Source organism: Sphingobium phenoxybenzoativorans (assembly GCF_018286635.1).
GTDB classification, from domain to species: Bacteria; Pseudomonadota; Alphaproteobacteria; order Sphingomonadales; family Sphingomonadaceae; genus Sphingobium; species Sphingobium phenoxybenzoativorans.
Genome location: NZ_CP073910.1, coordinates 4,484,386 through 4,496,880 on the forward strand (window position 1 = coordinate 4,484,386; position 12,495 = coordinate 4,496,880).

Here is a 12,495-nt window from a genome sequence, read left to right on the forward strand (position 1 = left end):
CGTTTCAATTTTTTCTTCGACTATTCGCTTAACGCGGGATTTACTAGAATTTTACGACCCAAGTCTAACTGGGCGCCGCTTTTGTTGAGCCAGTTTGGCCCAAGTGCGGTGAACATGATGGCGCTGGAGCAACGCCGCCATCAACAGCATAAGTGCAATGACCAGCAACTGAACCGCGGCGATATAATAGGGCAGCTTCATCGTCAGCTCGGAACTGAACAAGACATAATAGGGATTCTCGACCGTGTAGCCCGCATAACGGTAAAGCCTGACAATTGAGCCGGGCAGACCGTTGGCAAGGAGCACCCCATTACGCGTCGTCACCGGCCGCGCGATATCAGATGGGAAAACCTCTGATGGCTCAAGTTCCACGAACAGTTTTATCGTGCCATCCTTGGCAATGGGGGAAATTGCCGGAGCAAAGCGCGCGCCATGACGCTTGAACAACAGATTCTGGGCAAAAGCTGAGGTCCGGGAATATACTACATAGCCGCTGACCGTCGCAGCCCCGGATTTGATCACCTGCTCGCTTGTCGCACCTGCGACGATATGTTGGGAAGGATCAGCGAAACGGGGCAATGTCCAGCTGAACATCCAGGTCACCATCGCAGCGGCGGCAAAAAGCGCCGACAATGTGAAAAGTATTTTTTGAAATAGCCTGTTGCCGGCCATTATAGGCCTGACACCGGACGGATGTCGATCACGCAACCCTACTCTGCTGAGCAGAAATAAGGCAGGGCCGGCAAAGAGCGCGAGAAGAAGACTAAGAGTCAGTATCGGCCAATAATGCCCAAGCTGATCAAATTGCCACTCCGCCAGCAATGCATAAAGATTGCGATATGAAATAACTTCCCAGGCGAAATAACATGCGACAATGCATATCCACAGGCCGCAAATCATTCGAATGATGGATGTCTGACGCTGTCTACGCCTTTGGTCACTCGGCAGCTCCAACCTCAACCCGGCCGGTGACGGTTTCATAGATAGCGCACCCCTTTTCTCGTTGCCCCAGCCTTTTGCCCCAGTATATGGTTAACGTCACTAATTTTTCATCGAAAATTTTGGTAGCGTCAGGAAGGCCTTCATTTTGTATAGAATGTCAGCCAGTCCCGGTGACGTTGTGACAGACAATCATTCATATAGAATGGGCAGCCGCAACCTGTTCGGAAAACAGTACGAAGGCGGAATAATATCAGTTGTACGAAATTACTGGTTTCTCATTGCTGCTGTCTGCCTGTTCACTCTGCCGGCCATATATTCGATGGCCTATGGCACATGGTTACGTGATCAGAGCATCCAAACACCTTTTATTCTCGCCAGCGCTTTCTGGCTTATAGCGCGCGATGCAAAAGGCCTGACGCGCAGCAACCCGCGGGTGACAACCTTTCTGATGATCCTTACGCCGTCCCTTGTGGCGTATGTTTTTTCCATGGTCACAGGCCTCATCTGGCTTACATGGTTGGCGACCTACACCGCGCTCATTGCCGTAGTTTATGGGTATGTGGGCGCTTCACCTCTGCAGCGACTCTGGTTTCCGCTTTCCTATTTGATCTTTGTAATCCCGCCACCCGACGTCGTGACATCCCCCCTTACGCAGTCGCTCAAGCTGTGGATAGCAAGCGCCACCCTGACCTCCTTATCGTTATCTGGGTTTGAGGTGGCTGGAAGCGGCACCATGCTCTATATCGATCAATATGAGGTGCAATTGGCCGACGCGTGCGCTGGCCTGAATTCCCTCTTTAGCCTTCTCGCTATCGGATCTTTCTATATCTACGCGGCACACAGGGCAGACTGGCGCTATTGCGCCCTTCTGGCATTACTCATCATTCCAATCGCAATCGGCGCGAACATGGTGCGTGTGGCCATACTTTTGTTGCTGACGCATTATTTTGGCGACGGCGTGGCACAGGGGCCTGCTCATGAAATAGCAGGTCTGACAATGTTTGTGGCAGCATTTATTGCAATGATTGGCGTGGATGCGCTTCTGACACCCTTCAGACGAGCGCTACGCTCGTGATGAGATCGCTCCCTCAATCAGTACTGCCTTATATGCCTGATCGCCGGCAATTCCTGACAGGCAGCGCCTTGATAGCTGCGTCAGGGGCAGCATTCATCTTTCAACCGCGTAAAGACCAAACGGCTCTATCGAGATCGGCCATAGATGGTTCGGTCCCGAGGAAGATTGGGTTTTATCGCCAAACCGATGCGCGCTCTCTGATTTCCGTTCCGGAAAATGAATTGAGCAGGAAACTGTATGACCAGGTGCTGACCAGGCTTTACATGGCCGATGGCCTTTTCCCGATTATGTTGGTGATAGCATATAGCGGTGCGCAGGATGGAGATCTCTCCATTCATCGCCCGGAAATATGCTATGCATCTGCCGGATATGCATTGAGCCCGACGCAAATACTGCCGCTTTCTGGATTGGAGCGACCTGAAGCGGCCTGCTTCCTTTCGGCGACAAGATGGGGAAAAACTGAAAAAATCTACTATTGGTCCAGAATAGGAGATGCGTTTCCTACGAATATGCGTGACGAGAAACTGGATATTTTGAGGGCCAATATGAAAGGAGAGAAGCCCGCTGGTATACTTGTCCGTATGTCCGTTCTTTCAACGGAGTCTCTGGAAGCCCAACGCCAGCTCATCCTGTTCAATCGCGCACTGCTCTCAAATTTGCCTACTACAGGGAAAGCTCTTTTGCTCGGCATGAATGCGGCATGAGAGCCAGGTCATTTTTCATTTCGCTTCTCCTATTCGCAAACGCCTGCACACCCCCCGCCCCATCGGGACAGGTTGTCGCGAGGGTGAATGGCGAGGAAATAACCAAACGGGACCTTGTATTGGAATTGCGGTCGACGCCTGGTCTTCGGCCGCAGGATCTCGAACTGCACCAGCAAGCGCTCCTCGATCAGATTATAAATCGGAAACTGCTGGCGCAGCGGGCAACCGCTGAAGGGCTTAGGAAAGATCCGGATTATCTCGCCACACTCCGGCTCATGCGGGAGCAGCTGCTTGCTGATCGATATTCCAGAAATGTCACGCCATCTCCTCAAACCACGCGAAGGCAACTGAAAGCCTACATTCAGGCCAATCCGCACAGATTTGCCTCCCGGCGCCTTTATGTGCTCCAGCAGATCGAGATGCCAGCAGATGCATATCCGTCAGCATCGACCGGTATCAAGGTACCGCTTTCGGAACTTGAGAAGTTGACGGCTTCTCTTGGCCCGGACCAGGTAATCAGATCAGATATTGCGGCGGACACTAAAAACATGACTCCCGCCGAAGCAGCCATGTTGGCAAGCCTCCCTGCCAGCGCGGCTGGCGTAGTCACCAGCGGAGATCGACTGCGATTGGTGCATGTCCGCTCATTCGAGGAAGCGCCGATCACCGGAAACGCGGCTGCTGCTGAGGCGCAAATCGCGATCCAGACAGAACAACTTGCGACAAGTGTACGATCAAAGGTCAATTCCTTGCGATCCTCCGCAAAGATTGAATATCAACCCTCCTACAGCCCACAGCTGTGAGCAGCGCGCAAAGACGCAGACCGGCCGCACGTTAACCTTACCACAACGACATCGTTGTCATGACGAAACAAATCTTGCTGCACCGACGTTGACTCAGCCGTAATTTTTCAAAATTAACCATATTTCTTAATATTTAAGCTGAATTTTTGTTTCGATAGGGGACGAAATAGCCACTGCCAGCAACGTTCTGTCGCAATTCGGGATATTCATAAAACGCTGCCTTCCATATCGAATATTTCGATAACATATTGTTTTATCAACATCTTTTCCACGTCGCACATTCAATATCCAGACAATAGGTCCAGTTCGGCCGAAAGATCGCCTCGCAAATAGGTCCCGAAGCATTGCGATATCCTCGCACCTGCGGTAAGGATTTGTTCGAAATATAAGGAACCCAGGCTTCAGACGGATGTTTTTGAGGTCAGAACGAGACAGGGGATTTATGATTAAGACGCTCGCACTTGGCATATCCGTTCTGGCGCTTTCGGTTTCCGCGCCCGCGTTTGCAGCTACCTATGATTTGGGACTGTTGACTAACGGCACACCTACAGCAAAAGCTGCTGCCACCGCACCAGGCGCTGTTAATGACATCATCAAGTTTGAGCTCGGCGGAACCACTGATCTTGGTACTTATTTGAATCAGTTCAATGGCTCGCTCTTCGGCAAGTCGTATAACATTACTGGCCTCTCCGCGACATTCTACTCTGGTGGTGGCACCCTTATTGGCGCCGTTGGCGACACTGTTAGCGCGACATTCGCTAATCTGGCTGCCGGCAATTATTATGCCACGGTTACCGGCAACGCAGTCGGTACCGGCGGCGGTTCCTACACGCTGACCCTTCTCGGCTCGGGTAGTGCTGCGCCCGTTCCTGGGCCTGCTGGCGTCCTTGTGGTCGGTGCTGGCCTTGCGGCACTTCTTGGTCGCCGCCGTCGCAAGAAGGCGGTAGAAGCGGCCTAATAGCCCTACTTATACTGATTTAGAGTTTAAAAGGCCGTCCACCGTTACAGCTTTGCTGGCGGTGGACGGTTTTTTGTTGATTGGGAGAGGATGGGATATGGGTAAGTTGATCAGGTCGCGCGCTATGCAGTCGGGCTGCATCATAGCCGCCTGCTTCCTTGCGAGCTGTGGCTCAAAAAAAGTGCCTGATCAGACTATCGTGACCGGTGACAACTTCGAGATCACGCTAACTGAACTCGATCAAATTCTCCGAGCCGCTCCCCCAGTGCAAAAAGAGCAGGTTGCTCCCGCCCGGCGCGCGATCCTGGATACACTGATTAGCCAAAAACTACTCGCAGAGGCTGGCGAAGAAGCTGGACTGGATAAACAGGTCCAGGTTGTTCAGGCCATCGAAGCGGCCAAGCGGTCAATTCTCGCGCAGGCCTATGCTCGTAAACTGGTCGGAGAGGATGATGCTCCGTCAGAGGCCGCAATTCGCAAATATTATGACGACCATCCCGAAAAATTCTCGCGTCGTCTGAAGCTGAATATAGTAGAATATTCTGTTCCGCAGGGTTTCCCTAATATCAACGAATATGCTGCCCTTCTGGATAAAGAAGGCTTTGACGCCTTGTCCACAAAAATGGCCGCGGATTCTCCTGATACCAAGCAACTTGCATCGTCGCGGCTGAGCAGTGAATTACCCCCAACAGCGGCAAAGATCCTATCCTCCCTCAAGCCAGGTTCAGACATATCCTATGCTACACCTGGACAGGTGCATCTCGGCCGCGTGCAAACTATCGAAATTGATCCACAATCGTTCGAAGAAGCCAAATTTGAGATATCCGAGGCAATCAAGAGCGAAAGACGAGAGCAAACAGTCGCAGCCGCGGTTCAGGAACTACGCAAAAGTCGGCACATCGAGATTGTGAACAAGGATTTGAAAGTCCAGGCGCGCTAGTTTTGAGGGCGGTCTCCAAAAGACTGCCCTTATGTGTCGCCCCACAGAAATGGTCTTAGCTCCAGCGCGCTGGCTGCGCTCAGGTTGACTACGAAATCCGCGATGATGGCGCTCGCTTGCCCAATCTCCATCTCTGGTGGACAGATTATCGAAGTCCGTACCATCACCCCATCGGGGAGAGCCATCCCCAGACTGTTCCTGAATATTGCCATTCTGACATCTCGCGCCGTTTCAGGCGTCGATTTGCCAATCCGCATCCAGTAACAGGCGACTTCCCTCCGTTCCTGCCTGGTGGCCAAGAAGCGGGTCAGCGTAAGCTGCTTGAAGCCCAGATCTACGACCTGAGGTTCCAGAGATTGAACCTGAAATCCTTGCGTCGAGTAACAGGATTCGGGCTGATGAAATCGCGTTTCCTGCTGGATCGCGTGCATGTAGCAGGCATTGAGCATTATGCGCTGCCGCACGGCATCCACATAGTCTCGCGCTACGATCAAGTCATAACGACGAAGCGCCTCTGCAAATGCGCCATCCACCACCACCGGATCGATCATGTCTTCCCGCGACGGCTCGAATTGCCAGTGATTGATGGCGAGCGGAATTCTCTCGAGCAGTTGGCCCCTTTTTGCCGGCATCTCACGCTTGTTCGCACCAATAAAAGCGGCTGCCCCAGACACGGCAGCGGCGGTGGTAGCAAATAGGCCTGCCGCAAGTATCTCGCGTCTTTTGATCACCGAACCAATCCTGCCCGCTCAAATATCCTGGACACGACCAGGAAAATGCCGATCGCAGCCACGACTTCAGCATAAGCAACCAAGTCATGAATTTGAGCTTCGGCAGAAGCGCCATACATCCCGGCCACAAGAATGAGCAGGCATATTCTGAGAAAGTTCACGCCCAATGCGACAATCGGCAACAGCAGAACGAACGCAATGCCCACCGCCAGCGATCGTGGAGGATAGAAATGTAAAAACAACAATCCTATCGCAGTCAGCGACACCATAGATTGCAAGCCGACACACGCTCCCGCAATGTTCACCTCCACAAAACCGATCGTGATTATGACACCAGTCGATGTGGCCGGGAAACCGAACAGGCTGATAAAATGCGCGGCTGCTGACGTCACTGCGAGCCGGAGAGGCACCAGGAATGAGTCCGCCAATGGACCAAGGACTGGTATGGTGAAGACAAGAAGGAGGTTTAGAAGAGCAAACTTCCTCGCCACCTTTGAACCATGGGAAGCGAGCGTAAGGCCAAAGACCATGAGCGGGAGCGAAATGCCCTGTAACTGAAAAAAGAATGTGGTGCGGCCCAGGAAATAGATAGTCAGAGCAATGCCTGTCGCTATCGCTCCCGCAATTAGCTCGGTGCGGCTGGCAGTCCCGGTAAGGTTCGTTCGCTCATGCCAGTACGCCCAAATGACGCAGATGAGCAACATTCCCGAATGACTGTCAGCCTCATTCCACCAAAAACGCTGACCAAAGTCGACGGCCATCGGGACATAAAGCGCCAGAAGACCGCCCACTACCAACAGCCGAGGCGCTATCACCGCCCAACTTGCCGGCGACAGCTTCATGCCGCCTAAAATCTCTCGATACTCTTTCACAATTGAGGTCACGATCGGAGCATGGTTCCGCCTACAACCTCAATACCCTCGTCATCGCAGGTATTCAGCATTTTGATCGTTGGGCGCGTTCTTGTCTGGCCTTGGCGCGTAACTGCCAATGCCCCGCCTGCTACCGATCCAACAATCTGAAAGTCATTGGAAACCGATGCTGCGGGAGTATCGATGAAGATAGCATCATATTCACGGCGTTTCTCTTCCATCAACGCAGTGAAAGTTGAACGCATGAAGCCGTCGTAGACGATCTCAAACAGCTCTCCAGCTGGCATGATCGACAAATTGTCGACCCCCTCAATCTTATACTGCGCCGCCAGCATTTCGGAGGTTTTTCCAAGTCCGAACATATTGTGAATATTCGGGTTGTGAAGGTCCGCGTCGATCAGCAATGTTCTTGCACCGGCATTAGCAAACACACATGCAAGATTGGCGGCGATGGTCGAACGCCCTTCATGCCTCTCAGCGCTAATGATCGAGAGCACCTTGTTATTCGGTTTACCCTTGAACCATCTCAGGGCAAGCGTTTTAGCAAGAAGAAGGATATCCTTGGACTGATCTGAATGCGGATCCTTTAAAAAAAACACGTCATCACTAACCTGCGCAGCTGCGGTGCGATGCCGGAATTCCTTATGACGTGCAAAAGCGCTACTCACATCTTCACGAGTTACAAAACCAAGCAATACCGCAGCCTGCCCGAAAAGCATCTTCCTTTCGGTGCTGAGCTGCGCAGCCTGCGCGGCCTCTTCACGCGTCAACTTACCATCCGCGACCAGCACTTCGCCAATGCGCATTTTGTTATTGTTGAACGATCCAGCTTTTTCTTCAATCATATATCAATCCTAGGAGCCAGGAAGCAGGCCCGCGATTGGGCGTGGAAGCTGCATCCTTTTGCCTCCGCCGTGACTAATGCTGCCGAGGTCGCGGATACCAAGCCAGCGTTCAAGATCCTCGCTTTGACGCAGACGCCTGTCCATCAGCTCGAGTAACACCGCAATGATGATGCCAAGTGTCAGGCCGCCGATAAGGCCGAGGACAATCGACAATGTACGACGGGGCGAAACCGGTTTGGCCGATGGAACTGCGCGGGACAGAATGGAGACATTCGTCTGAGCCGTATCCCCCAACACCTTGAGCTGTGCCTTTCGTGCTGCCATTTGGTCATAAAGCATTTTCAGATTGTTGACGTCTTGTTCCAGCACAGCGACCTCATTCTTCGCGGCGCGTGACTCGATAACGACACCTCTCTGCGCGGCGACGGCGCTGCGAAGCTGCGCAACCGTCGCACCAGCCTGTGCCGAAGACGCGGCAGTACTGCGGCGAATAATGCCTTCCTGCTTAGCGAGCTCTGTGCGCAGACCATTAATCTGATTGGTCAGCTGGAGATATGCCGGATGATTGGGACCATTCGCCTGCGCCATTTGCAACCGCTGACCCTCAAGTTGCGCGATCTGCGACTGCAACCCGGCGACCACGGGATTGGCCAGTGTATCAGGCAGAGACTGCCCCCCTGTCCGAGATTGTGCCATTGCATTTTGCGCCTGTACAACTGCCAGTTGAGACGACAACGCATCCAGCCTAACGGTATCTGCATCGCTCTCGCCCTTCGACGCTACGATGGCCAAGGATTTTTCCTTGGCTGCGAGCTTAGCCTGGGAGGCCTCGAGTTGCGCCGACAATGCCTGCATCTGCTTCGTGTAAGAATCGACAGTTTTTCTCGCCGGTTGATCCTGAAGCTGTAGCGTTACATCCGCATAAGCATCAGCGAACGCGTTGGCCATGCTCGCGGCGAACTCCGAGTCACTGCTCGAAAAGGATATCGAAATAACCCGTGAGTTCACTACGCCAGAGCCTACCTCCAGCTGGTATTGCAGATTATCCGCCAGATACTCCGCCACCGAGCCATCTTTGGGTGTCCAGCCATAGGCCTGCGCGAGGCCCGGCGATTGCGCTAGCCCCTTCTCATCGACCACCTGACGGGCGACGCGCTTGCTTTTGAGAATATCTTCCTGCGTAAGCAAATAGTCCGATGACAGCTGGTCCACTACCGACTGCTGGCCTACCGTCTCAGGAGCGCGAACATCCAGAACCACAGTAGCTGTGGACTGGAAAATCGGAACCGTCAGATAAAGATACAGTGCCGCAAGCAAAACGCCGAAAATTGCCAACCCCGTAATCAGGAGTCTTCGTGCGAGGAGCAATCGTAATATATTGGAAATCGTCACTCTATTCCCCGCTGCCACTGCGCACGCAATATGATTCAGCGCACAAGCCAACCATGATTCTCGTCCTGAACCCCGAAGGAAGCATAAAACAATTCTTGCTGCGGCGCACCATCATTCTCCGTCATCCAACCGATTCTGGCCATCGATTCGTCGCGTCATAACAAGGCGAAAAATGCCGAGCCATCAGACAGTTGAATATGAATATTCCGCTCGGATGAACGCATGCGGAACGACCATTGTCAATGGGCAGGATGAAGGACAGCGATACGAAATGTCTTAATTAAAGACTTCCGTGATTAATACCGACGCAGTCACTCCTGTCAGGAGGCAGAGACCTGCAACGAGCCATGTAGGCCGATATCTTATGGTGTAATATCTCCGCGCGAAATATTGAGTCGAAACTACAAAGAATATGCTTCCCAGCGCAGCGCCATAAGGCATAGCGGAAAGTCCACCTATCTTACCCAACACCACACTGATCACTATTGTTATTAAAGTTGTTATGGTCGTTATCGGTATTATCATAGATGACTTTTTAGCAACGAAAAAACCCACTCCGAATATGGAATAGAAAGACGTTAACCAACCAGTCATAAGCATGATAGGAATAAGATGATAGCTTGCCGAATATGTATTATTCTTATCGATAATGTTTGCTATATAGCTGTAAATTAATAGCATCGCGAAATAGGCACCAGTCGACAGCAGCATATATATAATTGCCATTTGCCCGGTAGAGCGATCTTTCCCCTGTCGTGCGGACTTGAAAAGAGCGGGGAGCCAAGCTTTCTGAACCGGCATCAAGGCTATTTTCAGAATATCTCCGATGCGACTGAGAAAAGTGTATATGCCTGCGGCCCCCATGCCGAACATGAATGCCACAATCCAGCGCCCCGACATCCCGTTAAGCTCACCCATTGATCGATGAACGACCAGCGGCAATGAATATTTGGTCAGCGGCCCGAGATATTGAACGCTCAATCCGTTGGATTTTCCAAGAGTGACGGCAGTGTAAACAAACAACGGCGCCCATCCGAGCAATTGGCACAGGCCTGAAATTGCAGGTTTGTCCAAGGGCAAGGGCGCAGAGATCAGAGACCACAATAGCAGACAATTTAAAACACTGGGTGTTGCTTCTAAAAATGCCTGAAGGCGAGCACGCTGTTGCATACGCAATATTTCGAGTTGCATATATACAAGCGCCCTTATAGCAAAGGCGACAATATAAAATTGAAAAGCAAGAAGGGAAGCACCAAGTCCTATTGAGGCATATAAGTTGCGAGGTATAATAAATACGATAATAGAAATTATTAGCGTATACATTATACAAAATGTATTGCCGCTTGCTATAATATTCCGAGATTCCTGCCCATTTGTTTCTTCTTGATCAGCAATATAGCGCGGCACCCCGATTCGCGGAATTCCCAAAGTAAGGACGTCGGTGATCAGGAAACCGACCAAGGTCATAGTGCCGACAAATCCCAGAGCCTCGACGGGCAGTTGCCTCACAAGGATCGCGAAAGCTACCACGTCCAGGCCTTTCAGCGCGACCTGACCCAATCCATAAACCATGATGTCATGGATGAACTTTGAATGCGATCGCACAGCCCTTTTGATCAGGTCGGGCCACTTGCGAATATTAATAGCCGACATAGGCTTAAATCCTCGCTTCCAAATCGACCGCTTGGCGTTGGCAGTGAAGCCCTGTCAATGCCTTCTGCGAAACACGCCTGTCCTTAAGGCCGAACTGGGGGACCGGACTTCATCGCGCCTCACTGAGAAGCAACATCTGCGTGCGAGCAAATTGCGTAAACGACATCATTCTTTTCAAACAACACCCACTGTCGGGCGCGACTAGCTAGCCTTAATCGAAAATGGACGCTAGTGGTGCGATGCAGCATTTGCAGCCAGGAGATTATTCCGCTTATGTCCGCTCCTCATATTGCGCTGCTTACGCGCATGACCACCCAGAATGCTGGCAATGAAGCGTTGTCTATCGAATTAATGCATTTTCTGGGGCGCCTTGTACCGACAGCCACGGTGCGTGCTCTTGATCGTTATCCCAGATACCTTGAGCAATTCAAAATGAGCGCAATGAAAGGCAATGACGCATTTGCAGCATTTGACGATATTGCGAAGCATCTGATCAGCCGGTTCAAACGCGATGGAGTCGCGCTCGCCCCTTTGGCGGAAGAAAGCCTGGTTCGCCTGGACCAGTCCGCACGCGAATTGCAAGGCCTTGCAAGAAGACTAAAACGGAAAATAGGCTTGCGCAGGAACCTTGCCCGCTTTCCGAAGATCGGTGGGCCGGCACTATCTTCCACTATAGGCACATTGGATTGGGCCGATCTCTTGGTCTGGAATCCTGCTGGTGAATTCCATCCGACGGGGAGCGTCGATGAAGTCTATCGACTGCTTTTGCTTGTGCGGATAGCGCAATTGCTTGGGACGAAAACTGCGATCGTCAATCATAGCCTCGAGATTAACGACCCCCGATTGGCAGACGTCGTTGCCGGCGTATACGCTGCCTCTGACTATGTCGGGGTACGCGACGCCACTTCTGTAAAGGTCGTCGCGGATCTAGGCATAAACCCATCCCGCATTTTTGAAGCTCCCGACCTCGTCTTTCTGGCAAGCCGTGATGCTTCCCAATCTCCAAGAGATCGAAATAACGTTGTCGGCTTTGCGATCAACGGACTGGAAGCGTCCAAAGACGACCGCGAATGGGATATACTATTTCGAGGCCTTAAATCCCACGCACTTGATTTTGTGTATCTGTCGAATGCAATGAACCACGATCTTGAACTGGCCACAAAGCTTGCGGCGAAATATGGTGGTACGGTAATAGATCGCCAGCCGACTTATCGTGAGCTCCGGCGTTTATTCGGCAACCTCTCAGTACTGGTGAGCAGCCGCCTGCACTCTTCTATCTTGTCGCTGGCCGAAGAGACTCCAGTGGTCAGCATTGAGCCTTCACTGTTCAAGCTTACGGCGATCTTTGAGCAAATGCGCTACCCGATTTCCACAGACAGCTTTAAGTCTGCAGGATGGGGAAAGCGCCTCTGTACAGAGATTCTCGGTGCTGTACGAGACCGGGACGACCTCGTTTCTACAGGTAATGTTGCGCTTCAAAGCCAATTGAAAGAGATCGAGGCTTCATACGCACCTCTTGCCAACCTTTTAAGATAACCGAAACTGCGTATTAAATCACAAAAACTGGTTAAGAAATATTC

General features: G+C 51.9%; 12 protein-coding genes. 6 read left to right on the forward strand and 6 right to left on the reverse strand.

What is annotated here, in order from left to right; all coding sequences use genetic code 11:
• Positions 1 to 51: 51 nt before the first annotated feature.
• The gene (locus tag KFK14_RS22295; RefSeq protein ID WP_212609172.1) at positions 52 to 981 is read right to left on the reverse strand and encodes a hypothetical protein; all 930 of its coding nucleotides are present in this window, start codon (positions 979 to 981) and stop codon (positions 52 to 54) included.
• 163 nt (positions 982 to 1,144) lie between these two features.
• Between KFK14_RS22295 and xrt the strand changes: the two genes are divergently transcribed.
• The 5 genes from xrt to KFK14_RS22320 all read left to right on the forward strand — a co-directional run bounded on the left by xrt (position 1,145) and on the right by KFK14_RS22320 (position 5,422).
• Entirely contained in the window at positions 1,145 to 2,017 is an 873-nt protein-coding gene (gene xrt / locus KFK14_RS22300) for an exosortase (protein ID WP_212609173.1), read from the forward strand.
• A gap of 32 nt (positions 2,018 to 2,049) precedes the next feature.
• Positions 2,050 to 2,721, forward strand: coding sequence for an exosortase C-terminal domain/associated protein EpsI (locus KFK14_RS22305; RefSeq protein WP_212609174.1), 672 nt, complete (start codon positions 2,050 to 2,052; stop codon positions 2,719 to 2,721).
• An 83-nt stretch (positions 2,722 to 2,804) separates the two neighbouring features.
• Complete coding sequence (locus KFK14_RS22310; protein ID WP_212609175.1) at positions 2,805 to 3,524, forward strand: peptidylprolyl isomerase; 720 nt, start codon at positions 2,805 to 2,807, stop codon at positions 3,522 to 3,524.
• A gap of 442 nt (positions 3,525 to 3,966) precedes the next feature.
• A complete protein-coding gene (locus tag KFK14_RS22315) occupies positions 3,967 to 4,482 on the forward strand; it encodes a hypothetical protein (RefSeq protein ID WP_212609176.1) in 516 nt (171 codons plus the stop codon).
• A gap of 97 nt (positions 4,483 to 4,579) precedes the next feature.
• A complete protein-coding gene (locus KFK14_RS22320) occupies positions 4,580 to 5,422 on the forward strand; it encodes a peptidyl-prolyl cis-trans isomerase (RefSeq protein ID WP_212609177.1) in 843 nt (280 codons plus the stop codon).
• Positions 5,423 to 5,451: 29 nt separating this feature from the next.
• Here KFK14_RS22320 and KFK14_RS22325 read toward each other — a convergent pair whose 3' ends face one another.
• The 5 genes from KFK14_RS22325 to KFK14_RS22345 all read right to left on the reverse strand — a co-directional run bounded on the left by KFK14_RS22325 (position 5,452) and on the right by KFK14_RS22345 (position 10,915).
• On the reverse strand, positions 5,452 to 6,153 hold the full coding sequence (locus tag KFK14_RS22325; protein WP_212609178.1) for an exosortase C-terminal domain/associated protein EpsI: 702 nt from the start codon (positions 6,151 to 6,153) through the stop codon (positions 5,452 to 5,454).
• Positions 6,150 to 7,037 (reverse strand): exosortase/archaeosortase family protein, encoded by an 888-nt coding sequence (locus KFK14_RS22330; RefSeq protein WP_212609179.1) that lies wholly within the window; start codon positions 7,035 to 7,037, stop codon positions 6,150 to 6,152. Before KFK14_RS22330 ends, KFK14_RS22325 begins: the two co-directional genes overlap by 4 nt.
• The gene (locus KFK14_RS22335) at positions 7,034 to 7,870 is read right to left on the reverse strand and encodes a P-loop NTPase (RefSeq protein WP_212609180.1); all 837 of its coding nucleotides are present in this window, start codon (positions 7,868 to 7,870) and stop codon (positions 7,034 to 7,036) included. The genes KFK14_RS22330 and KFK14_RS22335 overlap by 4 nt, the downstream gene beginning before the upstream one ends.
• Before the next feature lie 9 nt (positions 7,871 to 7,879).
• Positions 7,880 to 9,262 carry a GNVR domain-containing protein gene (locus KFK14_RS22340; protein WP_212609181.1) on the reverse strand — a complete coding sequence of 461 codons (1,383 nt, stop codon included), beginning with the start codon at positions 9,260 to 9,262 and terminating at the stop codon, positions 7,880 to 7,882.
• A gap of 276 nt (positions 9,263 to 9,538) precedes the next feature.
• Positions 9,539 to 10,915: a lipopolysaccharide biosynthesis protein gene (locus KFK14_RS22345; RefSeq protein ID WP_212609182.1), complete on the reverse strand. Its 1,377-nt coding sequence runs from the start codon at positions 10,913 to 10,915 to the stop codon at positions 9,539 to 9,541.
• 273 nt (positions 10,916 to 11,188) lie between these two features.
• Between KFK14_RS22345 and KFK14_RS22350 the strand changes: the two genes are divergently transcribed.
• Positions 11,189 to 12,451: a polysaccharide pyruvyl transferase family protein gene (locus KFK14_RS22350; protein ID WP_212609183.1), complete on the forward strand. Its 1,263-nt coding sequence runs from the start codon at positions 11,189 to 11,191 to the stop codon at positions 12,449 to 12,451.
• Positions 12,452 to 12,495 lie beyond the last annotated feature (44 nt).

Bases quoted from the DNA above. Each gene is read 5' to 3' on its own strand.
- KFK14_RS22295 (WP_212609172.1), bottom strand. From the start codon at position 981: ATGAAACCGTCACCGGCCGGGTTGAGGTTGGAGCTGCCGAGTGACCAA.
- xrt (WP_212609173.1), top strand. From the start codon at position 1,145: ATGGGCAGCCGCAACCTGTTCGGAAAACAGTACGAAGGCGGAATAATA.
- KFK14_RS22305 (WP_212609174.1), top strand. From the start codon at position 2,050: ATGCCTGATCGCCGGCAATTCCTGACAGGCAGCGCCTTGATAGCTGCG.
- KFK14_RS22315 (WP_212609176.1), top strand. From the start codon at position 3,967: ATGATTAAGACGCTCGCACTTGGCATATCCGTTCTGGCGCTTTCGGTT.
- KFK14_RS22320 (WP_212609177.1), top strand. From the start codon at position 4,580: ATGGGTAAGTTGATCAGGTCGCGCGCTATGCAGTCGGGCTGCATCATA.
- KFK14_RS22335 (WP_212609180.1), bottom strand. From the start codon at position 7,870: ATGATTGAAGAAAAAGCTGGATCGTTCAACAATAACAAAATGCGCATT.
- KFK14_RS22345 (WP_212609182.1), bottom strand. From the start codon at position 10,915: ATGTCGGCTATTAATATTCGCAAGTGGCCCGACCTGATCAAAAGGGCT.
- KFK14_RS22350 (WP_212609183.1), top strand. From the start codon at position 11,189: ATGTCCGCTCCTCATATTGCGCTGCTTACGCGCATGACCACCCAGAAT.